This is a genomic window from Melghirimyces algeriensis (assembly GCF_900182565.1).
In the GTDB taxonomy this organism is placed as follows: Bacteria; Bacillota; Bacilli; order Thermoactinomycetales; family DSM-45169; genus Melghirimyces; species Melghirimyces algeriensis.
On sequence record NZ_FXTI01000008.1, the window covers coordinates 112,261 to 138,012 of the forward strand.

22 protein-coding genes and 3 tRNA genes are annotated in these 25,752 nt (G+C 48.7%); 1 reads left to right on the top strand and 24 read right to left on the bottom strand.

Annotation, left to right across the window (positions count from 1 at the left end):
- Positions 1–86: 86 nt before the first annotated feature.
- From FN782_RS12245 to FN782_RS12285, 10 genes are all read right to left on the bottom strand, one after another.
- Positions 87–1,790, bottom strand: coding sequence for a formate--tetrahydrofolate ligase (locus tag FN782_RS12245; RefSeq protein WP_425462709.1), 1,704 nt, complete (start codon positions 1,788–1,790; stop codon positions 87–89).
- Between the two features lie 179 nt (positions 1,791–1,969).
- Positions 1,970–3,934 (bottom strand): ATP-dependent zinc metalloprotease FtsH, encoded by a 1,965-nt coding sequence (gene ftsH, locus FN782_RS12250; RefSeq protein ID WP_246064938.1) that lies wholly within the window; start codon positions 3,932–3,934, stop codon positions 1,970–1,972.
- A gap of 62 nt (positions 3,935–3,996) precedes the next feature.
- Positions 3,997–4,542, bottom strand: coding sequence for a hypoxanthine phosphoribosyltransferase (hpt, locus tag FN782_RS12255; RefSeq protein WP_142506096.1), 546 nt, complete (start codon positions 4,540–4,542; stop codon positions 3,997–3,999).
- Between the two features lie 22 nt (positions 4,543–4,564).
- Positions 4,565–6,019 carry a tRNA lysidine(34) synthetase TilS gene (gene tilS, locus FN782_RS12260; RefSeq protein WP_185956267.1) on the bottom strand — a complete coding sequence of 485 codons (1,455 nt, stop codon included), beginning with the start codon at positions 6,017–6,019 and terminating at the stop codon, positions 4,565–4,567.
- A gap of 26 nt (positions 6,020–6,045) precedes the next feature.
- Positions 6,046–6,201: a hypothetical protein gene (locus tag FN782_RS16905; RefSeq protein WP_185956268.1), complete on the bottom strand. Its 156-nt coding sequence runs from the start codon at positions 6,199–6,201 to the stop codon at positions 6,046–6,048.
- On the bottom strand, positions 6,198–8,669 hold the full coding sequence (gene spoIIE / locus FN782_RS12265) for a stage II sporulation protein E (protein ID WP_142506098.1): 2,472 nt from the start codon (positions 8,667–8,669) through the stop codon (positions 6,198–6,200). The genes FN782_RS16905 and spoIIE overlap by 4 nt, the downstream gene beginning before the upstream one ends.
- 380 nt (positions 8,670–9,049) lie before the next feature.
- On the bottom strand, positions 9,050–9,532 hold the full coding sequence (locus tag FN782_RS12270; protein WP_185956269.1) for a ribonuclease FAU-1 family protein: 483 nt from the start codon (positions 9,530–9,532) through the stop codon (positions 9,050–9,052).
- Positions 9,533–9,708: 176 nt separating this feature from the next.
- A tRNA-Met gene (locus FN782_RS12275) sits at positions 9,709–9,785 on the bottom strand.
- Between the two features lie 73 nt (positions 9,786–9,858).
- Positions 9,859–9,934: transfer RNA gene (locus FN782_RS12280), tRNA-Met, on the bottom strand.
- 64 nt (positions 9,935–9,998) lie between these two features.
- Positions 9,999–10,074, bottom strand: a tRNA-Met gene (locus tag FN782_RS12285).
- 263 nt (positions 10,075–10,337) lie between these two features.
- Here FN782_RS12285 and FN782_RS12290 point away from each other — a divergent pair.
- On the top strand, positions 10,338–11,675 hold the full coding sequence (locus tag FN782_RS12290; protein WP_142506100.1) for a TrkH family potassium uptake protein: 1,338 nt from the start codon (positions 10,338–10,340) through the stop codon (positions 11,673–11,675).
- Between the two features lie 42 nt (positions 11,676–11,717).
- Here the strand turns inward: FN782_RS12290 and FN782_RS12295 are convergent, their stop codons facing one another.
- The 14 genes from FN782_RS12295 to FN782_RS12360 form a co-directional block, all read right to left on the bottom strand.
- Positions 11,718–12,089: an FtsB family cell division protein gene (locus FN782_RS12295; protein WP_185956270.1), complete on the bottom strand. Its 372-nt coding sequence runs from the start codon at positions 12,087–12,089 to the stop codon at positions 11,718–11,720.
- A 57-nt stretch (positions 12,090–12,146) separates the two neighbouring features.
- Positions 12,147–12,689, bottom strand: coding sequence for a spore cortex biosynthesis protein YabQ (gene yabQ / locus FN782_RS12300; protein WP_142506102.1), 543 nt, complete (start codon positions 12,687–12,689; stop codon positions 12,147–12,149).
- On the bottom strand, positions 12,686–12,982 hold the full coding sequence (gene yabP, locus FN782_RS12305; protein WP_142506103.1) for a sporulation protein YabP: 297 nt from the start codon (positions 12,980–12,982) through the stop codon (positions 12,686–12,688). The genes yabQ and yabP overlap by 4 nt, the downstream gene beginning before the upstream one ends.
- An 83-nt stretch (positions 12,983–13,065) precedes the next feature.
- Entirely contained in the window at positions 13,066–13,344 is a 279-nt protein-coding gene (locus tag FN782_RS12310; protein ID WP_142506104.1) for an RNA-binding S4 domain-containing protein, read from the bottom strand.
- Between the two features lie 3 nt (positions 13,345–13,347).
- Positions 13,348–13,620, bottom strand: a complete 273-nt coding sequence (locus FN782_RS12315) for an HU family DNA-binding protein (RefSeq protein ID WP_142506105.1) — start codon at positions 13,618–13,620, stop codon at positions 13,348–13,350.
- Between the two features lie 84 nt (positions 13,621–13,704).
- Complete coding sequence (yabN, locus tag FN782_RS12320) at positions 13,705–15,180, bottom strand: bifunctional methyltransferase/pyrophosphohydrolase YabN (protein ID WP_142506142.1); 1,476 nt, start codon at positions 15,178–15,180, stop codon at positions 13,705–13,707.
- Positions 15,181–15,444: 264 nt separating this feature from the next.
- The gene (locus FN782_RS12325; protein ID WP_142506106.1) at positions 15,445–17,076 is read right to left on the bottom strand and encodes a putative polysaccharide biosynthesis protein; all 1,632 of its coding nucleotides are present in this window, start codon (positions 17,074–17,076) and stop codon (positions 15,445–15,447) included.
- A gap of 411 nt (positions 17,077–17,487) precedes the next feature.
- Positions 17,488–18,030, bottom strand: a complete 543-nt coding sequence (gene spoVT / locus FN782_RS12330; protein WP_142506143.1) for a stage V sporulation protein T — start codon at positions 18,028–18,030, stop codon at positions 17,488–17,490.
- Between the two features lie 172 nt (positions 18,031–18,202).
- Positions 18,203–19,249: a peptidylprolyl isomerase gene (locus FN782_RS12335; protein ID WP_185956271.1), complete on the bottom strand. Its 1,047-nt coding sequence runs from the start codon at positions 19,247–19,249 to the stop codon at positions 18,203–18,205.
- Positions 19,233–22,778, bottom strand: a complete 3,546-nt coding sequence (gene mfd / locus FN782_RS12340) for a transcription-repair coupling factor (protein ID WP_142506144.1) — start codon at positions 22,776–22,778, stop codon at positions 19,233–19,235. The genes FN782_RS12335 and mfd overlap by 17 nt, the downstream gene beginning before the upstream one ends.
- A gap of 253 nt (positions 22,779–23,031) precedes the next feature.
- Positions 23,032–23,262, bottom strand: a complete 231-nt coding sequence (locus FN782_RS12345; protein ID WP_142506108.1) for an anti-sigma-F factor Fin family protein — start codon at positions 23,260–23,262, stop codon at positions 23,032–23,034.
- Between the two features lie 74 nt (positions 23,263–23,336).
- Complete coding sequence (gene pth, locus FN782_RS12350) at positions 23,337–23,897, bottom strand: aminoacyl-tRNA hydrolase (RefSeq protein ID WP_142506109.1); 561 nt, start codon at positions 23,895–23,897, stop codon at positions 23,337–23,339.
- A gap of 72 nt (positions 23,898–23,969) precedes the next feature.
- Positions 23,970–24,623, bottom strand: a complete 654-nt coding sequence (locus FN782_RS12355) for a 50S ribosomal protein L25/general stress protein Ctc (protein WP_185956272.1) — start codon at positions 24,621–24,623, stop codon at positions 23,970–23,972.
- A gap of 108 nt (positions 24,624–24,731) precedes the next feature.
- Entirely contained in the window at positions 24,732–25,682 is a 951-nt protein-coding gene (locus tag FN782_RS12360; protein WP_142506111.1) for a ribose-phosphate diphosphokinase, read from the bottom strand.
- Positions 25,683–25,752 lie beyond the last annotated feature (70 nt).

Sequence of the window (25,752 nt, forward strand, 5' to 3'; positions counted from 1 at the left end):
AAATCAACAAAAACGATGACCTCTGTCCGTAACCACACGAATCGTCAGCCATCGTTTCATGTAGATGTCCAGTCTGTCCGGCCGTTTTAAAAGAGTCCAAACACACGACCTTCCGCATCCACGTCCATTCCAAGGGCAGCCGGTTTTTTGGGCAGACCCGGCATCGTCAGCATATTCCCGGTCAGAGCAACGAGGAATCCCGCTCCAATCGAGGGACGCAATTCCCGCACCTGAATCCGAAAGTCTTCCGGACGACCCAATAATGCGGGGTCATCGGAGAGGGAATACTGGGTCTTTGCCATACAAATCGGCAAGTTACCCCATCCGTGGCTCTCCATCTCACGGATCTGTTTCTCCGCCTTGGGCGTGTAATCCACTCCCTCGGCTCCATATACGTTCTGAGCAATGGCCGAGATTTTGGAACGAATGGGTTGATCCAGATCATACAGGTATTGCAGACGGGACTTCCCGGATTCCGCCAGGCGGACGACTTCCCAGGCGAGTGCTTCACCGCCGGCTCCTCCTTTTTCCCATACTTCCGTAAGATTAACCGAGGTGCCCCGTTCTTCACACCACTGGCGAATCCATTCCAATTCCTCTTCGGTATCTGTCGGGAACCGATTAATCGCTACCACCTTGGGCAGACCAAAGTTCTCCATCGTTTCCAAATGACGTTCCAGGTTCCCCATTCCCTGGCGCAATGCCGCAAGGTTGGGGGTTGTCAGGTCGTTTTTGGGAACGCCTCCATGCATCTTCAATGCCCGCACCGTTGCCACAATCACGGCGACATCCGGTTTTAACTCCCCGGAACGGCTCTTGATATGAAGAAATTTCTCCGCTCCCAAATCCGCACCAAAACCAGCTTCTGTCACGGTATATTCGGAGAGTTTGAGTGCATGCCGAGTGGCGATCAGGGAGTTGCATCCATGGGCGATATTGGCAAAGGGTCCTCCATGAATAAAGGCAGGAGTATTTTCCAACGTTTGTACCAGATTGGGTTGGATGGCATCCTTTAAGAGAAGTGCTGCCGCCCCTTCCACCCCCAGATCCGCCACGGTTACAGGGGAACCGTCAAAGCGGTAAGCGACAACAATCCGGGCAATCCGGTTTTTTAGATCCTCCAAATCGCTGGCAAGGCATAAAATGGCCATTAACTCAGATGCAACGGTAATATCAAACCCGTCTTCCCGCGGCATTCCATGCGCCTTTCCTCCCAGACCGACCACAATATTCCGCAACGCTCGGTCATTCAGGTCCAATACCCGTTTCCAGACGATTTGCCGGGGATCAATTCCCAATTCATTTTCACGATGAATATGATTGTCAATCATCGCAGAAATGGCATTATGTGCGGTGGTAATCGCATGAAGATCCCCGGTGAAGTGAAGGTTAATATCTTCCATGGGGAGCACTTGAGAGTATCCTCCCCCAGCGGCTCCTCCTTTCATGCCCATACTGGGCCCCAAAGAAGGTTCCCGCAGTGCAACAGCCGCCTTTTTTCCAATCCGGTTCAACGCTTGCCCAAGACCCACCGTAACCGTGGACTTCCCTTCTCCAGCCGGCGTAGGGCTAATGGCAGTAATCAGAATCAGTTTACCGTCCGTCCGGGTCTTGATCCGATCCCAGACACCGGGAGAGATTTTGGCTTTGTATTTGCCATATAACTCCAGATCTTCTTCCTTTAACCCCAATTGAGCAGCAATCTCCTCAATCGGCAACATATTTGCCTGCTGAGCGATTTCAATATCACTGGGAACCGCCGTCTTCGTCTTGTTCAGTGCCAAAGCCACACGCTCCTCCCATGATTCATTCTATGGATTGTTCCTTCCACTATAGGTTGCATCCGTTGTCCAACTTTATGATAAGAAAAGCACCTCACTTGCATCCTATCATAAAATCACACTTTTTTCTCCAAAGCGCTCAACAAAAAAGGATGCCATTATGGAATGGCATCCCCTTTTCTACAGGATCATCCGTTATTGTCGTCTTCACCTTTATCTTTCCCATCCGTGGCTTCCTCTTCAGAAGTCCGATCGGTATGATGGGCTGTTTCCGTTTCTTCGTTTTCCTCTTTCCCCTGGATATTGACGGATACCTCGGAGTCTTCCTTGATCGGTTTCTCCAGCTTTCCATTCTCCATCAACTGACGAATCTCTTGAGCATCCAGGGTTTCCTTTTTATACAACGTCTGGGCGATAAGCTCCAGTTTATCCCGTTTTTCATTCAGGATGGCTTTGGCCCGCTCATAGCACTTATTAATCATTTCCTGCATTTCTTGGTCAATCTCATAGGCAATGGCATCAGAATAATTCTGCTCATGCCCCAGATCCCTGCCGAGGAAGACCTGACCTTGACTCCGTCCAAATTGCATCGGAGCCAGCCGGTCGCTCATACCGTACTCCGTAATCATACTGCGTACAATATTGGTCGCCTTTTCAAAATCGTTGTGTGCACCTGTGCTAATCTCACCAAAAACCACTTCTTCTGCGGCGCGACCGCCCAGCAATCCGGTCACCCGGTCCAGAAGCTCGTTTTTCGTCATCAGGAAGCGGTCTTCCTTGGGAAGCATGACAACATAGCCACCCGCCTGTCCACGGGGAACCACGGTAATCTTATGTACCTCTTCCGCATGCTCCAGGAAGTACCCGACTACAGCGTGACCACCTTCGTGATAGATGACTGTCCGCTTCTCTTTTTCACTGACCACCCGACTCTTCTTCTCTGGACCGGCAATCACCCGGTCAATCGCTTCTTCCACTTCTGCCATGGTAACCTTTTTCTTCGAGCGTCGGGCTGCCAGAAGGGCTGCTTCATTCAAGAGATTTTCCAGGTCTGCCCCGGTAAATCCTGTGGTTCGCTGAGCGATCGTTTTGAGCCGAACATCACCGGCCAAGGGTTTGTTCCGGGCATGCACCTTCAGTACTTCTTCCCGACCCTTGACATCGGGACGGTTCACAGTAATCTGCCGATCAAACCGACCTGGACGCAACAGAGCAGGGTCCAGAATATCCGGACGGTTGGTTGCTGCCATGATAATAATTCCTTCATTTGCCCCAAAGCCGTCCATCTCAACCAACAATTGGTTCAATGTCTGTTCCCGTTCGTCGTGTCCACCGCCCAAACCGGCACCCCGCTGACGACCCACCGCGTCAATCTCATCAATGAAGATGATGCAGGGAGCATTTTTCTTGGCTTGCTCAAACAGGTCGCGAACACGGGAAGCCCCGACTCCGACAAACATTTCCACAAAATCGGAGCCACTGATACTGAAAAAGGGTACACCGGCTTCACCAGCCACTGCCCGTGCCAGAAGGGTTTTACCGGTACCGGGTGGTCCAACGAGCAGTACACCTTTGGGAATGCGGGCGCCAACGGTGGAGAATTTCCGGGGGTCTTTCAGGAAATCAACCACTTCAACAAGTTCTTCCTTTTCTTCATCGGCTCCCGCTACATCGTTAAAGTTTACCTTTTTCTTTTCCTCGTTGTACATTTTGGCCTTGCTCTTGCCAAAATTCATGACCCGGTTTCCGCCGCCTTGCGCCTGATTGAGCAAGACGAAAAAGAGGAGAAGGATGATGACAAAGGGTACAATCGATGTCAGCAGGGTAATCCAGAAGGAATCACCCTTCGCTTTCTCGTAGTTTGTCTTTACACCTGCTTTTTCAAGATCCTTAACAAGTGTACTGCCTTCACCATAAGGTCCACTGGTGGTAAAGGTCTTGTCCGTCCCCTTGTACTTTCCTTCGATATAGTACGTATTTCCTTCCGGGCGAACAGTTACTTTTTCAATCTTTCCTTGTTCCATCTTTTGCTGGAACTCGGTATATGAAATCGCTTCCGTCTCCGTTCCGGGATTCATTAATACATTGCCGATCCCGAATGCGACAAGGATGAGTATTATATACAATCCGGCATTCCGGAAGATGCTTTTCATCCTTGACCTCCTCTCAAAAATCCACTTTCATCATTTTACCACAGGCGAATGCAGGTAACAACTTATGGATCTTCTCTGTATATTTCTTCTTTCAAAACACCGATATAAGGCAGGTTGCGATATTTTTCCGCATAGTCCAGTCCGTATCCGACCACAAATTCGTCAGGAACCTCAAAACCACAATAGTCCGGCTTTAAACCTGTGGTGCGCCGTCCAGGCTTATCCAACAGTGTAACCACCCGGACGGACGCTGCATTCCTGCGACGCAAAAGATCCAGAAGGTAGCTAAGGGTTAAACCGCTGTCAATGATGTCTTCGACGACAATCACATGGCGCCCTTCCACACTGGTATCCAGATCCTTGATAATGCGAACCACACCGGAGGATTCCGTCGATGTCCCATAACTGGAAACAGCCATATAGTCCATTTCCACATGGGTTTGGATCGCCCGGACCAGGTCACTCATAAACGGGGCAGCGCCCTTTAACACACAGATACACAAAGGATGCAGATCTTGGTAGTCCTTTGTCAACTGTTCTCCCAGATCTTTCACTTTTCTTTGAATATCAGACTCGGACAGCAACACTTCTCGGATGTCTTCGTGCATGGTACCCTCCTGAAAAAACAGATTATGTATTCTTTGGCGAAGGCTCCCCTGTCACTCTCCCACGCTCTTGCATCTCTTTGTCCCACTTCCATTCCAGATACAAAAACCGACGCGTCTGATCCGTCACCCCGGCAATGTCTGACCGACATACCCCTGGAATCCAGATCACTTGCTCCCCGGATAACACCAGAGGAATTCCTGCACGCAAACGCCGGGGGATTTTGGCATCAATCAGTACATCCTTTACCTTTTTGCTCCCTCCAAGACCCAGGGGAGTGATTCGTTCACCCGGTTTTCTGGAGCGTGCCACAAGGGGCAAATCCAGCCGGTCACAATCAAAGACCGCCCGGTGGTCAGCGGGATCCAGAGACATCCGATCATCCACCCAGACCCGAATCCACCCAACTGGGAAAGAAACGTTTCCGGGAATGGGGAGAATCACCGGAGCGCAGTGTGTGTTTTCCGTTGACTCCATTGTATCAGAGAGCTTCACAATCCGAAGTTTCCAGTACTCCCGCTCCGCCCGGTATCCTCCGAACAGCGGGACCTGAGCCGAAGGGTCCGCTTGTGTCGCCAGGTTCAGGATTCTTTCCACACTATTTAAGGTAATCTCTTCATGATCCTCATCGCAAACAAGATAATTTAATATTAGTTTAATCATTCTTCTTTGTAAAGCGATGTCCCGTTTCAACAGAGAGGAAACATCCAATACCATCTCCCGCTCATTGCGGTGGATAAGGGTTGCTTCCAATTCCTTTTCCACCATTTTCATCCAAAAATGTTCTTCATCTTGGACGATTTGGGACAGTTGAAACAGTCTATGTTGAACACGGGGATTATACGCTTTCAGTTGTGGAATCAAATCCAACCGAATACGGTTGCGGGTGTATCGCCGGTCACGATTGCTCCGGTCTTGTCGAGGGGTCAAACCTTGCATTTTGCAATAATCTTCCACCTCAGTACGCCAGATTTCCCAAAGGGGGCGGATCAGCCGAAGGCCCTTCCATTCCCGGCAGATTGGAATTCCTGCCAATCCGGAGGGACCTGTCCCCCGAATCAGCCGCATCAATACCGTTTCCACTTGGTCATCTGCATGATGCGCAAGAGCCAGATGATTGGCTCCAAACTGGGAGGCAACACGGTGAAACGCCTGATAGCGAAGGGTTCGAGCCAACGCCTGAAGGTTTCCTTTGTCTTCTGAATGCATGGCTTTTACATCCATGGATACCACATGGCAGGGGATCTTCCAATCTTGACAGCATGTTTGAACATACTCCGCATCCGCATCACTTTCTTCTCCCCGCAACTGGTGGTTGACATGAACCGCGGATAAATCCAAGCGATAGGTTGTGGAAAGTGATGTTAACGCATGAAGGAGGGCAATTGAGTCAGGACCGCCGGAAACAGCCACCGTTACTTTCTCTCCCCCCGAAAGCAACTGATGTTTCTCAATGGTTTGTTTCACACGTTCCAGCATCATAGCCCTCCTGTCCACAGTATCCCTCAAGCAGAAAATCCGGGGAAGGCTCTCCCCCGGTGATTCACTCCGTCTCTGGCAAAAACGTGTCTCAGCCATTGATTGCAGTAAATCTTAGAGTCATTGTAGCGATTTTCCACACTGGAATCAATTTGAATCACGCCATAAACCACAACCGTCACAAACCCGCCACATGATTTCGTTCCAGCCGGGAAATTCCAGGAAACCGAATGGTGGACCATTCCGGGACATATTCTTCTACCCTGGCAACCACCACCGTCATATCATCGTTAATTTCCCCATCGTGATGCCGAATCACCCGTTCCAACAAACAATCGGCAAATCCCTGAGGATCTTTGGTAGCAATCTCTCCGATCATCCGTTTCATACACGCTTCCTTGTTGTTGGCATGGCGGGGGGCATCAAATATTCCATCCGTTACCATCACAACCAGATCCCCCGGTTGAAGCTGGAAATCGACCGACTCAATATCAATATCCCGTAAAATTCCGAGAGGGGGATTGCCGGCAGAAATCATCATCACTTCATCTCCACGCTTGACAAACCCCGGTGTTGAGCCGATTTTCATAAACCGGGATTGAGCGGAATTCAAGTCGATAATGGCCAAGTCAATGGTGGCAAACATCTCATCTGTCGAGCGCAGACTGAGGATGGAGTTAACCGTTTCCACCGCTTTTTCCTCATGAATTCCGGATTGAAGCAGTCGTTTCAGCAAATGCAATGCAGCGCTGGATTCCTGCTGGGCTCTGGCTCCGTTTCCCATTCCATCACTGATTGCCACAGCATATTTCCCCGTTCCCACGTTCATATAGCAGTAACTGTCCCCGGACAACCAGTGTCCACCTTTCGCCGCACCCGCTGATCCCGTTTTCACTTCAAAGCGTTGGGCGGAACCGAGTGTCACCATTGCACCATCCAAACGTCCTTGCACCACTTTTCGTTGGACAGTGATCGGTTCTCCTAGGATTTCCGTCAACAGGGGAGCGACCAGTTTGCGGCATTCATCCAACGCGTCACTGTGTGGCATTGATACTTCAATCTCCACTTTCCCCTCCTCCAAATTAATCACTTCCACCTGCTGAATGGACAGACCCAAATCCTCCAATGCCAGATGGATCTGTTCTTCCTGGGCAGCCATCACCTGTGTTTCATTCTTGATCTCTTTCGCAAGTTCCTCCATCACCTGGGAAACTCCATCCAATTGCTCGGAAACCAAGTGACGCGTCTTTTTCAATCGCTCTCTCCAGATCATATCCTGCTCATACGATTTGTATCCTTCCCGGATCATTTGAAACACTTTTTCTGATTTCACACAATGTTGTGACCAAGACCGCGGAACAGAAAGCGGCTTGTCCCCCTCATTCATCTCTACCAGCGCCATCAAATCCGTCATCCCGTTATAGGTGGAAACAACGTTTTTTTCCCAGCATTGCCGATACAGGTGACAGGATCGGCAAGACTGTTCCATCACTCCATCAATGAATCGATTCATGTAATGTTCATCCCGCTGTTGATTTCGAGTAGCATCCTCACGAAAACTGTTTGCCATTTCCGTAAACAGCTCGGTGAATTGTTCCACCTTGGCTGCCGTCACATCCCGCAACCGGCGAATATACTCCTGGTGCGCTGACTCATTCTCCGCTGTACCGGGAATAAACCGGGAAATCACCTTGAATAACCCACCCGGAGTAAGCAAAAATAACAGGATCGCCATCACAGACTCCTGAAGAGAAATCCATATTTCCGTCGCCCCTTGACCGTACAGGGACAGAATGGAACTGCCCAGCACAAACCCAATCGCCACTCCCCATTTTCGGGCTTCTTTAAACAATCCTGCCAACAATCCCGCAAACGCCAACAGACTGGTCTGGATCATCGCCTGGGGCTCAGCCATGCTCAGGACCATTCCGGTTACAACCCCTACCGAAGCGCCTAACATCCCCCCTCCAACAAGGGCCAAAATCAGAATCAAATAGCGGGAGACCACATGTACCAGTGACATTTCTCCGATGGACCATCCGAACGTCCCGGTCACCACCGAACCAGCAAGGATGACCAGGCAGAGAATCTCCTCATGGCGCAGTGTATATCTTTGGCGCCGCACGGTAAACAGCGGGACAGACTGAACGAAAATAAAGGTCAGAATAAAGCTTAATAACACATCCACTCCAGCCATCATCGCAGAATAGGTGGTCCAGCCTTCCAGATAAAGGCGAAACAGGTGGGCCCCGGAGGCGGCAATGAGGACGATAAACGGAGAAAAATTGAGATGACCTTTGCCTCCCAAATGAAAAAGCTTTTGAACCACCAGCAACCATACCAGTAGGCCGGAAATCCATGCAGCATGCGTGATGGTCAGTGTGGAAGCACCCAAAATCAACGCGATCATGGCCAAGGGCCACTGCCTTTTGCAAAGATGAAATACCACCCCCATATAAGCAACCGCAAACGGGGAGATGACATCCAGGATCATAGCCCGTCCAAGCAAAAATCCCATCACCATCACCGGCAGATTCCATGTTGTCAAAAGCCGGTTTTTCCAATGACGCCAATCCCTTTGCCCTTCCGTCCATCTTTGAAATAAACGGGGAAAATAGGTCCCTATATCTGTCAACCAAGTGGATCGCATCGAAAATCACCTCTCTGTAGGTTTCCGGGCTGTGGGCTCGTCCCGGCATCTCAGACATCTCAGAGTTCATTATAGAGGGCTTGGCCAAGAAAGTTTGTCATAATTGCTGAATCCAACAAAAATTTTTCCGACATTTTTTCGTTTGCAAAAAAAGCGAAAACAGTTAGTATGAAAAAAAGAAATTAAGGCGATGAATCGGGGATCATACGTTCTCCTTTCACTGTCGAAACATCGTGCCTTCATCCTGGCTTTTTCTGTCGATTTCCCCCGTTTTCCGGATTCTCTCGACAAAACTGTTAAAAATCAGTCATTGCCTGACGCCGGGATCGGACAAAAAAACCACCGGTATTTTTGTCCGATGGTTTTTCAATGCATATGATTTATTTTTTCCGCGGGGAATCCAAGGGAAACATCCCGGCATCGTGGAGGAACTTCGGGATAAAAGAGCGGTTGGTCTGCATACGGATCATTTTGTGCAATGTCCGGAGGGCATAGACCTGTTGCCGTCGCTTCAGTTGTCCCTTGTCAATCGCTGTGGCAAACTCATCCACATCCAGCAAGTGGTAACTTCCATCTGGATAGACAATCAGGTCCAAAAGGAGATCCACCATCACATAACGAAGGCGACCCACTTGGCGCATTTCCATGACATCACAATAGTAGTAGAGGAATTCCCCGGAGTGATGAAACACTTTGGAGATCGTGTAACCCTTTTTCACAAAGTAATAGGTGAGAAAAATCCGCTTTCCATCAGGGTTGGGATACTGTGTTGCAAAACAATGCCGTCCATGCCAGTCCCGAACTTTCTCCGTATACGACTTATTAATGGTGGTAAACTTAATCTTTTTTATCGTAACGTCCACAATACCACTCCTACACCTGAATCGCGCTCCCGAAGTCCCGGAACTTTCATAGGATTCCCCGGTGTGCCGTCGGTAAGTACCGTGGAGGGGCCACGTTCAATCTCCGGTAAAAAGAAAAAAAGGCGAATTTAATCCCCTGAACGTTCCGATTCAAGGGACTTTACCTCGCCTTCGTCTGGTAGCGGCGGAGGGTCTCGAACCCCCAACCTCACGGGTATGAACCGTACGCTCTAACCAGTTGAGCTACGCCGCCACATCACAAGGGGAGGAATCCGGTCAGTAAACAAGTTCCTCAAGGAACCCAATCCCTCACCCTAACTATTGATTGGTTGCGGGGGCAGGACTTGAACCTGCGACCTTCGGGTTATGAGCCCGACGAGCTGCCGACTGCTCCACCCCGCGTCATTTTGAGGGAAATCCAGATTTTGGGTGCGAATTTCCAAATCCCTCACCCTAACTATTGATTTGGTTGCGGGGGCAGGATTTGAACCTGCGACCTTCGGGTTATGAGCCCGACGAGCTGCCGACTGCTCCACCCCGCGTCAGTCACAAGGATTATTATACACAGGTAACTGTGAATCTGTCAAGGTATTTTTATTTTTTTTTGCGACAGATACTGGAGAACATAATGAATAAGATTATTTGGTGCATAGTATTTCCGATCTACCAACCATGCATTCCGTCGTTTGCATTCAAGCTGAATCCAATACCAAAACGTTTTTTTCTCTCTTTTTTTGTATCTTGAAATCGGCTTTTTTTGTAATAAAATGGACAATGACTATTTGAAAAAAAGGAAGCTCATGTTATGAAACTGAAAAAACTGACACCCGTTCAATTGCTGGTCCTGATTTATTTTGTGGCAGCGATCATCTCCAGTATCCTCCTTTATCTTCCGATCTCCCATCAACCGGGTGTCCATATCACCTATTTGGACGCCCTCTTTACCGCAGTCAGTGCCATCAGTGTAACCGGGCTGACGGTGGTCAACACCGCTGACACATTTAGCCCGATCGGAATTGTTTTTCTGATGGTAATGATCCAGTTTGGGGGAATCGGGTTTATGACCCTGGGGACGTTCCTCTGGATGGCGACGGGACAACGCATTGGAATCCAACGACGGAAAATGATTATGTTAGACCAGAACCGTTCCAATCTGGCGGGACTGGTTCGGCTGATGCGGGATATCCTGCTCCTTTCCTTGCTGATTGAAGCGGTCGGTGCCCTGATGTTGGGGGTTTATTTTTATATTGCCTACCCATATGGGTTGAATGCCTTTGCCTATGGCCTGTTTAGTTCGCTTTCCGCCTTTACCAATGCCGGTTTTGATATTTTTGGAAATTCCCTGATGGACTTTTCAAAGGATTATTACGTCCAGATGGTCAATATGGTATTGATTGTGGCGGGAGGAATTGGATTTCCGGTACTGACTGAATTGAAAGACTGGTACTTCAGCAGCAATCGCAGAAACTTCCGTTTTTCGCTGTTTACCAAAATTACGGTGACCACCTATTTTGTATTATTGGTAGGAGGGGCCGTCATTCTGGGCATCCTGGAAAGCCAGCATTTCTATGCCGACAAAAGTTGGCATCAGGGATTTTTCTATTCCCTGTTCAATTCCATCACGACCCGAAGCGCTGGGTTAGCCACCATGGATATCAATGATTATACCACTCCAACCCAGCTCTTTTTATCGTTCATGATGGTGATTGGTGCCAGTCCATCCAGTGTGGGGGGAGGACTCCGCACCACCACACTCGCCGTGGTGGCCCTTGCCATCTACAGCTATGGGCGGGGATATCGGCATATTCGTGTCTTCCGCCGGGAATTGCTGGAAGAAGATGTGCGCAAAGCTTCCGTGGTCTTTGCCACAGCCGTGATGTTGGTATCGTTTGCCGTCATTCTGCTCTCATTGGAACAGCCCCAGAATAGACTGATGGAAACCATTTTTGAAGCTTCCTCTGCCTTTGGAACCACCGGGCTGTCCATGGGCATCACACCGGATCTGACATCTGCCGGAAAGTTCACCATTATGCTTATGATGTTTATTGGAAGGGTCGGGATTTTGTCATTACTCTTCCTCCTGCGCAAACAATCCCCACCGGATTCCTATCACTTCCCACGAGAGCAAATTATCATCGGTTAATCAAACAAGCCGTCCGCCTTTACAAGGCGAACGGCTTGTACATTATTCCAATTCTTTTAGCTGTAGCATCTCTTCACCCGGCTTTTTGTAGCCCATATTTCTGGCCAGTTCAAACAGCACCTGTTCGTCCCTTAGGCGATTGAGATCTTGTTTCAGCTTTTTCCGCTCTTTTTGCAATTGTACCAGCTGCTTCTTTTTCTCCAGAAGAGCCTCTTCCTTGGTGTGAATGGCCTTCGCTTGGACAAACAGTTGGTTTCCGCTCCAAATCAAAAGAAGCACCATGACAACCAACCAAATCCATCGCCGGCAACGCACGCCGAAAGGAAGGAGGCTGCGGGAAGATCGTTCTTGACCCGATTGGGACGGTTGGGACGGACGAAAGGAGACAATCTTCTTCATTGAACCTCGATTCACCATTCCCATCATCCTTTTTCTCTGGTTTGTATGACGATTTTCAAACGGGACAATTCCTTACGGAAACCAATTCCGGATCCGACGCAGGATGTTGACCACCGGTCGAAACAGGCGACCTCCCACGCGTTTCAACCACCGCCCTGCGGGAGCCAGCATCCACAGGGGCAGACGCAGAATCAAACGCAACAAAGAAAGGATTCGGGACAGAATGTTCATCAGCAGATTCCAGATTGCCAGGATTGGCATCCAGATCATCATCTGAAGGACCCTTAGAAACAATTGAAGCGTCCGTTCAACCATGCCCATTCCCCATTCGATGCCACGGCTGACCTTTGCGCTAAGCCATCGGTGATAAATCGCCCATCCCGCCAAAATCGCCACAAAAATATAAAAACGGAGTTCTCCCCAGTTACTCCACATTAAAAGCGAAAATACAAGGCCCGCTGCAACCGTCCAGTAAAGGAGATCCACCAGGGAAACCACCCAACCCTTAAACCGAAACCGACGGGAGAGTATCCGGTATAGATCCAGGATCATTCCCATCAAGCAACCGGAACTCAGCATCAAACCCATCGTGATCCACTGGGTATAAAATGTCACCGGAACAACCTGCCAAAAAGACCTTTGGCTTTCTCAGTGTGGGATGATCCGTCATCCAGGTAACTCATCTCATCAAATTCACCCTGAATGGCTACTCTTCCCTGTTCCAGGTCTAAGGTTTGGATGTGCAGGTTTGTTCCCCGGACTCCCAGGTAACCGCATTCAGTCTGCAACAGGAATTCCTCGCTATCAAAACTTTCCACTCCAATCACCCCGGTAATATCCAAGGTGTTTCGATCCACCATCACCACCTCATGCTTAGCCGTTCCGGACAGAACCAATTCCTCCGTCATTGTACGTCCCCCCCCTTTGGTACATGTTATGACAGGGGACAAGGTTTAGAACTGTCCGGAAAGACCCTGTTGCAAATCCTGAGTTAAGACCCGGTATCATTGGTTTCATCCGCTTTTGTTTGTTCCAGCACCGTGTACAACTCGCCCGCTTCTGACTTCCGGGTGGTTTCCTTGAGGGACTCCACCCGGACACATAGGGTCCGGTTTCCAAAACGAATGGAAATCGTATCCCCCACAGCTACTGCTGTTCCGGCCTTTGAGGGGCGACCGTTAATCTGAACCCGACCCTGATCACACACTTCTTTGGCCAGTGTGCGACGTTTGACAAGCCGGGAAGCTTTTAAGAATTTATCCAGACGCATCGTTTACTTAACCGCCTCTTTCAACTTGCTTCCCGCTTTAAATGCGGGAACCGTAGATTCCGGAATTTCAATGACTGCACCTGTCTGTGGATTGCGACCACTGCGACTGGAACGCTTGCGGGTTTCAAAGGTGCCAAAACCGATCAGTTGAACCTTATCCCCTGAACTGAGGGCATTGGTCACTTCATCCAGAAATCCATTGATCACTTTCTCCACATCTTTCTTGGACAGATCACTTTTTTGGGCAATATTGTTGATTAGATCCTGTTTATTCATATAAACCCTCCTTCACAAAACCGTTGTTGGATATACTTTCTGGGCGAATTCATAAAATCCTTCTGCTATTCCATGATTTCCCCGCTACTTTTCTGATGGCTCTCCCCGTTTGACGTGGTTCCACCAACGCTCCAACTGTTCCCGCTCAAATGTTTCCAGCGGTTGGCCCAACTTTAGAGCTTCTTTTTCCATCGCCTGAAATCTCCGAAAAAATTTGCGGCAGGTTCCCAAAAGCGCCTGTTCCGGGTCTACATTATAGTAACGGGAGAGAGCAACAGCGGTAAAAAAGAGATCTCCCACTTCCTCTTCTTTTTCTTCTGAAGAAGCGGCGGCAAACAATTCATTCAGCTCCTCCTTCAACTGATGGTGGATCTCTTCTGGATTCCGCCAGCCAAAACCAGCTCTCGCCGCTTTTTTTTGCAGCTTCATTGCGCGCAGAAGCGCGGGGAAGGAATCCGGAATCCCCTCCAACATGGAACGGTTCTTTCCTTCCTCACTGGCTCGTTCCCGTTGTTTGATTTGTTCCCATTTTTCCTTGACTTCACTGGCATCTTCAGCTGAATCGTCAGCAAATACGTGCGGATGACGCCGAACCATCTTATCCGCCAGATTTCGCACCACATCCCGAATGGTAAAATCCCCTGTTTCAGAAGCGATTTGCGCATGAAGCAGAACCTGTAGCAACACATCTCCCAATTCATCCATCATACCTTCTCTGTCCTCTTGGGCAACCGCTTCCAGAAACTCATACGCTTCCTCCAGCAGATAAGGACGCAGGCTTTCATGGGTTTGTTTCCGATCCCAGGGACATCCACCTGGTGCCCGGAGCCTGGAAATAATCCCTTTCAGTGTTCCAAACTGACGGTGGAGTACTTCCGGATGGTTACTGGGAGGAACATAAACGGTACTCAGATTTCCAAACGCATCCTTTCGATCCAACTCAAAAAGCGGAATCTGAATCACCTGTTCCTGTCCGGCCACCCCTGCTGCCGTAACGATCGTAACCGGATAATCGTCCGGATACCACTCCATCAGGGATAATTTCACCTCAGATGCCACCATTCGGTCATACACCTGGGTAATCAACTGATGAACCTGTGGATTGAGCTGATCCTCTTTCAGATCTGTTCCATCAAGAAGCAAAAATCCATCGACCGGGTCTACACTCAAGCAGGCAAACACCGGATCCAAAAAGCTGGAGCCCCCTTGGATATCCACCGTCACTCCCTGGCTGGCTCCCTCTTGAAGCAGGATTTCCACTGTTTTCTCCGCCACCATGGGATGACCGGGAACCGCATATACCGGATGATGTCCTTCCTTTACCCGGTTGAGCAACTGATCTGCAATTTCCCGATATACAGCGGAAAATTGAGAGTGCCTTTCATAGATACCATCAAAAGAACGATAACGGATTCCTTCTTCCGCGATCCAGGAAACAACGGGATGTTCCTCGGTCCGAAACCACAGATCGTCTGACTCTCTTAACAGCCGGTATACTCCGAGGGAAAGGCTGTTCTCGTCACCGTACCCCAATCCGACTACTGTGATTTTTTTCCCCATCACCGGACACACTCCTTTTTGAAAATTCCACCAGTTGGGCGGTTGCCACCCGGCAAGGTCGGTTTCGTCATATCGTTATAGTGGTGAAGGGGAGATTTCCGTTTCCGCATCTCTTTCCTCCAGCAAGGAAGTGGAATGGGTCCGCTTCACCCCCTACGGCCCCAACCAGCGGACAAAATATCCGCTAAACGGTTGGGACCTCCATGGGTTCCGCTGGTCGGTCGGAAAAGGATGCTCCAACAGATATCCCCCTCTTATTCTCTCTCATTTTAATAAACGGAGTCTCTCCAGAATTGGAATCAAACGGGTTCCCACTTTCGGAACCCGCTCCAGCTCCTGACGCTGGATCACTTTCATAAGAAGAAGTGCACTGCTGTATACAATGCCTCCCATCAGAACTCCACTGATGGAAGCAACACTCATGGACAAACGGAGTCCCCAATCCTGCACCAGCCAGAGGACTCCCTGTACGGTCAACCAGACCGCCCCTCCCATCAGGAATACAGCACCGGCAAGAGGAAGTTTGGCGGAACCGAGACGAAAAAGAGAACCCATCCGCCGGCGAAGAGCCATTAAGTTGAGGGCCGCTGCCGCTCCATATCCGACAACAGTAGCGATGGCCGCTCCTTGGATGCCTAACGGAGGCACCAACAACCCGTTCCCAACCAATTTGACGGCAACACCTACCAATAGGTTGAATGCCGGGAGCACCACCTGTCCCAACCCCTGGAGAATCCCGGAAGAGGTTAATGCCAATGTGGAAAAGAGCGTCGTCATCGCCAAAATCGCCAAGGCATCCGACCCAGCCGCATCCCGATACAGCATCACATTCGTAGGTTGCGCAATCAGGAATAGACCAACGGAAGCCGGAAAGCCCATCAACAACGTCAAACGCAACGCCAACACGGAACGTTCCGCCGTTGTCCGTTCATCTCTGCGTACCTGGGCCTCTGCAATAGCCGGCACAATCGACAGAGATAAGGCTGTGGCAAAAAACGAAGCAAATTGGATCAGGGGCTGACCCCGATCATACACGCCTTTTCCTTCCACAGCTGCTTCCTGCGTGTAACCTCCCACTTCCAGGAGATTCGCCACCGTAAAGGAGTCGGCAAGAGAAAAAAGCGGTAAGACCAACGCTCCAAGAGAGATGGGAATCGACAAAACCACTAATTGCCGAACCAATATCCCAAGGGGTTTTGGTTCTGCGGATTGAAGAGGCACACCCGCCTTTTGTACAGATAATTCTTGTTTACGAATGCGTCTCCAATAAAAGAGCAAAACAAAAAGACCTGCCACCGCACCGGTAAAAGCTCCGAACACTGCACCGGCACCTGCATAAATTACCCCAGCACCCGTCGTCATAAACCACCATGCCAATACCAAAATGGTAATGACACGAATTCCCTGCTCCATCACCTGTGAAACGGCTGTAGGAGTCATATTTTGATAACCCTGAAAATAACCGCGAATCGCCGACATCACAGGGACCACCAACAGAGCGAAGGAAACGGAACGGATCGGCAAGGTCAGCAGTTGCCGACTTCCCATCCAGGATGCCAATACAGGAGCACATCCATACAGAATGACAAACAAAAGAATTCCTGCAGCGGACAGAATTCCCGCCGCAATCCGAAACACTCTCCGAGCCCCCAGCTCATTTCCTTGGGCTAACTGTTCTGAAACCAGTTTGGAAACCGCAATGGGAAAGCCGGCAGTAGCAATGGTAAGCAGGGTGCTGTACAAAGGATACACCTGTTGGTAAACGAACATTCCTGTATTACCGGTGATGTTCTGGTAGGGGATTTTATATACCGCTCCCAACAATTTTGTGATAAAAGCGGCCACCCCCAAGATGGCGGCTCCTTTCATAAATGACTGTTTCCCCGGCGAGACCATGTCGATCCCCTTTCCTTTTATAACACATGATAGCCAGCGTCAGACGAGGGAGGGGTGCTTTTTACCCTCTCGCAAGTCTGACAATTTTGGGTAGAATTACTTTAGCTCGTTGAAAACTGAAGATATAGGGTTATTACAGGAAATCGGTCTGTCGTGTAAAATCTTCAACCATCCGGCTCTCCGAAGTTGCAAAACCAAGCTAAAGTAGGAGTGCAAGGTTTTCACCGTGGGGCCCACGGGTTAACTGGTCGTTGGACTGGTGTTCACAGGAATGCGTTTACACATGGGGGAGCGGTCAAAATACATCATCCAGTATACACGTCCCGCAACAAATTGTATATTTGGGACGAAAGAAAGCAGGCATTTTGCCTGCTTTCTTTTCCCATCGGGAAGAATCGCTTTTCTTGAAAATCAATGCTCCATCTGTTTTCCCAGAAAGGCAGCGGCAGTACTGGCCATCTTCATCTCCAGCTCTCCCATTTTCCTGTCTTCCTCCTTGGAAAGGAGAATGACCGCCCCGACAGGGTCACCTCCGGCATTAATCGGAACAATGATATAGGATTCATAGGACTCCGGCATGTCACGAATCAATTCCACCCGTGCAGGAGATATCTCCTGATACGGCTTCCGTTGTTCCATACAGTTTTCTACAATTTCGCCCACCGGTTTATCCTGATATTCTTTTTTTGACGCTCCGGCGACGGAAATGACCGAATCCCGATCACAGATCAGGGTGATATGTTGAAGGCTTTCAAAAATGGCATCTGCATAGTCCTTAGAAAAATCGCTTAACTCCCCGATCGGAGAATATTTTTTCAGTATGACTTCTCCATCACGATCCACAAAAATCTCCAACGGGTCCCCTTCCCGAATGCGAAGCGTGCGTCGAATCTCTTTGGGAATGACAACCCGTCCAAGATCATCAATACGACGTACAATACCGGTTGCTTTCATGGATATGGCAGCCTCACTTTCACGATAATTTTTCCGAATCAGGCCGATTCTCTTTCTCTTCCCTGTGTTTACCATGAGGTACGCTCCTAGTATTCATCCTTTTCCAGTTTATTATTCGATTCCCTGAACCAATAAAAAAATGACAGGATTTTACACCCTGTCAATAAACTGTTTATTTATCTTTTTCTTCCTTCTTATCCTTGTCCAATCCAGGAATATCCAGTTTCTTGACCTTAACCTCTTCCTTGATAAACTCCTGATACAGATTCTGAACCTCTTGACGTTTCATTTGTTCCTTCACCTTGTCAAAAGGTTGCTTTTTGCGTTCATTCACCTTCATCACATGGTATCCAAACTGGGTTTTAACTGGATCACTGATCTTGTTTAAATCCAGCTTCTTGGCCGCTTTTCCAAATTCGGGAGCCCATTGATCCGGTGTTCCCTCCACTTTGCCATCTTTGTCCTTGGAACCGGGATCATCGGAATATTTTTCGGCAACCTTGGAGAACGTTTCTCCATCCTCCAGCTTCTTCTTTACTTTCTCCGCCAATTTTTTCGCTTCTTTATCCGAACGCTTCTTCTTTTTACCTTCCGGATCCTCTTGCGTGGAGATCAATACATGCTGAAGCTTGATGGTGTAAAAGTCATCCGACTTCTTATACTTCTCTCTCAGATCTTTCTCCTTCACTTGCTCTTCAAAGTAAGCCGAAACCTTATTGTTGTCAATCAGGAAACTTCTCAGATGCGCCTTGGTCACTCCATTTTCCTTCAAGACGCTTTCCATATCCTTTTTCTTCTTTTTGTCCTCATTCTGCGCACTCATCTGTTTAATCTGTTTCTCTATCTGTTTCAGGGATTTATCTGCTTCTTTTTCAAATTCTTCTTTATCCTTCACCCGCTTGACGATCATCTTTTCCGCTATATATTGCTTGGCAATCTCCTTTTTGGCTTCCGGGGTATTCACCAGAGCTGCCATTTGCGGTTGGAAAAAGCGGAAAATATTCAGATAAAGGTTAAGTTCCCCTTCGGTTACTTTGCCACCTTTATACTCGGCCACCACTTTCTTACTGTCTGTAGGAAGCGGCTTGGATTGTCCCATGGAGTCCGTCGCATCCTGTTCATTTTTCTCGTCTTCGCCGGAACCGCAACCGGCAATCACCATAGAAACTGCCAGAAGGACACTGAGTGCCATCAGCAGTCGCTTATTCATTGGCCGCATTTTGAACTGCTCCTTTCGTTTTGGGAACCGACTCATATTGTATCAAAAACTCTTCGACCATTTCCAGTCCTTTCCCTGCCGGAACCCCCTTTAACCGAAACGTCACCCCGATCCGTTCCCCTGAGGACAGGCGAATCCGGCCAGGAAAATTTTGTGCGATCCGGAACAATCGCTGACCATCCACCACTTGGTTTTGGTCCGGGTGAAAGCGAAGATGGATCTCAAGACCTTCCTGTTTAATCTCTTCAATTCCGTAGTGAATGGCATAGGCCCGAAAGCGTGCCAGACGAAGCAGATTTCGCACAGGTTGAGGTAGGTCACCAAAGCGATCTTCAATTTCCTCTTCCAAATCCTGCGCTTCTTCCAAGGTTCGAACCGCACGGATTTTTTTATAAATCTCGATTTTCTGTTTCTCATCCTGGATGGTTTCCGCAGGAATATAGGCATCTGTATTCAGCTCGATGACAGGGTCCGGTCGGGCTTCCTCTTTTGTTTCTCCCTGCTGTTCAGCAATCGCTTCTTTCAGCATTTGCGTATACAATTCAAAACCAACCGAAGCGATGTGACCATGTTGTTCTGCTCCAAGGAGATTGCCCGCTCCCCGGATGGCCAAATCCCTCATGGCAATTTTAAAACCGGACCCCAATTCTGTAAACTCTTTAATCGCCTGAAGACGTTTTTCCGCCGCCTCAGATAACACTTTATCCCGTTGGTATGTGAAATAGGCATAAGCGATACGATTGGAACGACCCACCCGCCCCCGAAGCTGATACAATTGTGAAAGACCCATCCTATCTGCGTTATAAATAATCAGGGTGTTCACATTGGGAATATCCACTCCGGTTTCTATAATGGTGGTGCTTACCAGGACATCATACTCTCCATCCAAAAAGTCCAGCATCACTTTCTCCAGCTCTGTCTCCGCCATCTTTCCATGAGCGACAGCAATTCGGGCATCCGGTACCATCATGCGAATTTGCTCAGCCATTTTATCAATATTATAAACCTGGTTGTACAGAAAGTAGACTTGCCCCCCGCGCGCCATCTCCCTTTCAATGGCTTCCCGCACCAGGGCTGCGGAATACTCCAGCACATACGTTTGAACCGGAAAGCGGTTTTCCGGAGGTGTCTCAATGACGGATAGATCCCGGACTCCCATCATGGACATGTGAAGTGTACGGGGAATAGGCGTAGCCGTCAATGTCAGGACATCTACATTGCTTTTCATCTGTTTGATCTTTTCTTTGTGCTTCACACCAAAGCGCTGTTCCTCATCAACAATCAACAAACCGAGGTCTTTAAATTGCACATCCTTGGAAAGCAGGCGATGGGTTCCAATCACAATATCAACGGTTCCTTCCTTGACCCCTTTGATCGCTTCCCGTTGTTCCTTGCGGGTACGGAAACGGGAAAGGACCCGGATTTCCACTGGAAAGTCCGCAAAACGCTCCCGGAACGTTTCATAATGTTGCTGGGCCAAAATGGTAGTAGGGACCAAAACCGCCACTTGCTTCCCATCCATTGTCGCTTTAAAAGCGGCCCGAATGGCCACCTCTGTCTTTCCATAACCGACATCCCCGCACAAGAGACGGTCCATCGGCTGTACTTTTTCCATATCTTTTTTAATTTCTTCAATCGAACGGACTTGGTCGGGTGTCTCTTCATAGGGAAAGAAGGCCTCAAACTCCCGCTGATAAGGAGTATCTTTGGAAAAAGAATATCCTTGGGCCGCCTGACGCTTGGCATACAGATCAATCAAGTCCGAGGCAATATCTTCCACAGAAGAGCGGACTTTGTTTTTGACTTTGCTCCATTCGTTTCCGCCGAGACTGTAAACTTTGGGCTTTTTCTCCTCACTGCCCAAGTATTTTTGAATTTGGTCAATTTGCTCAATTGGAACATAGAGCTTGTCATTTCCGGCATACTGAACCAACAGATAATCCTTATGGGTTCCCCCCACTTCCAATGTCTCCGTGCCGGTATATCTGCCAATTCCATGATTGACATGAACGACATAATCACCGGGCTTCAGTTCCTGATAATCTTTGATCTTTTCGGCATGGTCCATTTTTGCGGTACGCCGAACCCGTCGCCGTTTCTGGGTAAAGACCTCACCTTCTGTTACAACCGCCAAACGGGTGCCGCCCATTTCAAAGCCACCAGCTAAGGAAGAAATCTGAATCACCGGTCTGCCAGGTGGTAAAGGGCTCTCTTTTTTTGCCCGAACCACATCCATTCCATAATCATTCAAGACACGTTCCAGCCGTTCTGCCCGTTCCTCTGTACTGGCCAGAAACAGAACCCGATAGTCGGACTTGGTCCAACGTTCCCATTCCGATTTCATCACATGCATTTGCCCATGGAATTGCTGCATTCCACGGCAGATGAACTGAACAATATTCTGGGGCTGTCCACCAGGCGTTTGTCGCATAAACAAGGATAGATAAATCCTTTGATGATCCAGTCGGGAAAATAATTCATCATAAGAGTAGGACAGCTTCAATTGAGGAAGATACTCCCCCTGACTGAGAAGAGCGGTCTGCCATTCCCCTTCCTCACTTTCCATCTGCCGGGCGGATTCCTGGATTCTCGCCGGTTCGTCCACCACCCAAACCGTGTCGTCCGGCAGGTAATCCAAGATACTTTGGCAATCGGAATACATTCGGGTGATATATTTGTAAATTCCGGTAAAATAGGAACCGGATTTCAATTGGTCCACTTCCCATGAGATTTTTTCCATTAATTTTTTACGCGTATCGGGATCTTTCACCTGGGTCAAACGCTCTTCCAGAAGTTTTGCCACTTCATTTCCCGCTTGAACCATGATTTCCGATTCTGCAAAAAGCTCTCTGGCCGGTGGAATCTCTACCTCTTTCATCTTGTCCTGAGACCTTTGATCCGAGACGGAAAAGGAACGAATGGAGTCCACTTCTTCATCAAACCATTCAATACGGACAGGATTCTGAAAAGTGACAGGATAGATATCCAGAATCCCGCCCCGCAGGCTAAACTCGCCGGGCTTTTCCACCATATCCACCCGCTCATATCCCACCTTGACCAAATGCTGAATCAAGGGTTCCATGGGATACTCTTGTCCAAATTTCAATGTTCGGTGATTTCCCGCGATGACATGGGCTGGAGGCAACAGTTTTCGCAAGCCGGCAAAAGGAACGACAAAAACGCCTTTAAATCCTTTGGAAAGGCGGGAAAGGGCATAAATACGATCGCCCAACGTTTCGTGTCCATCCAGGGCAATTTCTGTCGCCACCAATTCGTTGGCAGGATAGAGCATCACCCGATCTTTGGGCAACAATTCATACAAATCTTCCACTGCCTTTTGTGCCTGGTTAAGATTGTGGGTGACCACCAAAACCGAACGATCTGTCTCCTGATGCAATGATGCCACATATGTCATGCGAGCCGATCCTGTCAATCCAGCAACCAATTGTTCCTTTAAACCACGCTGAAGCGAAGCCACAGTTGACTGAAACTCATTATCCCTGCGAAATAATTGGATCAGGGTTTCCAAACGTCTCATCCTCCCCTCCGCGGAGACCAGATTCACTCCGGCACCCCATTCGGAAACATTATTCTTTGCTTATTCAAATAGTTGGGATGGATTTTTCCCCACCACTTTGTATCAATAACGAAAACGGTGTAGGGCATACAAAAAGAAGCCTCAGCTTGACAGCTAAGGCTGTATCCGTTTATCCCGCCAAACCGTCACTGCCCAAAGACGGGTGTCAAGCTTTTCGCTCCCATCCTAAAATAAGCAGCCTTTCTTATTGAAACGGACGGGACAACAGGGACAGCTCCGGATTTCTGTTCAACATCTCCTGGCACGTTTCACAAACCACTCGAACGGTTGTTTGACCGCTCGGATCATAGGATATTATATCTTTCCGTTCCTTTGGGGTCAACCAATGAAATCCCAATTGCAATTCTGTAACTTCTTCATTATCAATTGTCCCAATCATGGTATCACAATACCGGCAGAGATATTTTACAGCCATTTTATGCCTCCTGCCATGAAGATATTCCCCTATAGTATCTCCATTGGCAGGTTGCTTCCATACATCCCGCTGGGTTATCGATTAAATTGATTCATCACTTCCTCAAAAGGATGCTCCATCCAGGCTTTCACGGCTTCCACAGAACTTTCAAGAGCATCTGCAATCAAAGGTTCTTCTTCGTCCGTAAATCGGGACAGAACATAGTCGGGAACCGTCATCGGCGGAGTCGGCCGCCCAATCCCCAGTTTTATCCGTTTCCATTGATTGGTACCAAGGTGATCAATGATGGATTGAACCCCCCGGTGCCCTCCGGAACTCCCTTTCAACCTGAGACGAACCCGGCCAGGAGGAAGATCCAGATCATCGTAGATCACCAAAAGTTGATCCAGACCGCATTTTAACCAATCCATCGCGGGACGGACGGATTCCCCGGACAGATTCATATAAGTTTCCGGTTTCATTAAAACAACCTTTTCTCCCCGGATGTGCCCTTCTCCTACCTGAGCGTTCCATTTCTCCTTTTGTATAGGAATTCCCCATTCCTCACCCAACTGATCCAGTACCCAGAATCCGATATTATGCCTGGTATGGGCATATTTAAGCCCTGGATTGCCCAGGCCGACGATCACTTTCATTTCAGTCCTCCTCGTAAACACAGGGAAAGCGCAACGGAACCGTTGCGCCCTCCTCCTTTGATCAACCAGGACTTATGATTCAGTCCCATCTATTTCATCGGGGGATTCATCCTGTTTCTCTGCGGGTTCATCCTGACCTTCATTCGCTTCCTCTCCTTCTTCAACAGCGGTTTCTTCCCTTGTTGGCGGAAGCACCGAGGCCACTGTTTCTTCAGGATCGGACAGAAGCTCCATCCGATCAGGAATATTCAGCTGATGAACCATCATGGAATCACCAATATCAAGATGGCTGATATCTCCTTCAATCCGATCCGGAATTTCACCGGGAAGGCAACGGATCTGTACGGTTCGCAGCTGCTCATTTAAAATGCCGCCTTCTTTTACCCCCTTGGGCTCTCCGTTCAGTTCAATCGTAACCTCAGCATCGACGGGTTCATTCATTTGAATTTCTTTAAAATCAATGTGGAGAATTCTGTCCTTGATCCGGTCCTTCTGCAATTCCTTAATCATGACCTTGCGGGATTTTCCATCGGGAAACTGAAGCTCATACACTGCGGATGTGCCTTCCTGATGCAACACCCGTATCATTTCGCTGCTTTCCAAATGAATTAACTCGTTACCCATTTCTTTCCCATAAACGACAGCCGGAACACGACCCTTGCGCCGCAAGCCGGTAAGAATGGAGCGCGGTCGTTTTTCTCGCTTTTCGACTGCTAATTTGGTCATGAACGGTTCCTCCTTCGCATGATAGAAGTACACATAAGACCCAGAAATGGACATTCAATAGTCTATGCATTCCCTATTCACACAAAGGTTAAACATAACCGCTTTTGATCAATCAAACAATTTACTTACAGACCGTTCATTATGGACACGGATAATTGCCTCCCCAATCAGGGAAGCCACCGACAAGACACGGATTTTATCCAGCTTTTTTTCTTCAGAAAGCGGGAGGGTATTGGTAACAATCATCTCCTTGATGCTGGAATCCCGAATTCGGTCAATCGCCGGCCCGGAAAAGACCGGATGGGTACAGCAAGCATATACTTCCTTGGCCCCGTAATCCAACAGAGCATTGGCAGCCAACGTAATGGTGCCCGCCGTATCAATAATATCATCAATGATGATACACCGTTTTCCTTTCACTTTCCCCACGATATTCATCACTTCAGCCACATTGGGTTCCGGGCGACGTTTATCGATAATCGCGATCGGGCTTTCCAAGCGCTCTGCCAGTTTCCGTGACCGAATTACTCCGCCGTGATCCGGGGAAACCACCACCACATCACTCAGTTTCTTTTTTTGGAAATAATCGCCCAAAATAGGTACACCCAGAAGGTGATCGACTGGAATATCAAAGAAGCCCTGGATCTGGGTGGCATGAAGATCCATGGTGATCACCCGGTCTGCTCCTGCTGTCTCAATCAGGTTTGCCACCAGTTTGGCCGTAATCGGATCCCTGGCTCTCGTTTTTCTGTCTTGCCGTGCATACCCATAATAGGGGATGACCACATTGATCGTACGGGCAGAAGCCCGTTTCAATGCATCCACCATCACCAATAGCTCCATCAAATTCTGATTGACGGGATGACAGGTGGACTGAATCACATACACGTCCGAACCCCGAACACTCTCATTGAGCCGGACATGAATCTCACCGTCGCTAAATCTGCCGACAACGGCGTCTCCCAAGGGAACCCCGATATGCTCCGCGATTTCTTGGGCCAATTGTGGATTGGAATTACAACTGAAAACATGCAATCTCCTTTGTGTTTCCGTGGTCATCTTCCCTAAACCCTCCAGATTTTATTAAATGATCTCATTAAAGAAGACAATTCCTCTTGTGTCTGTCACA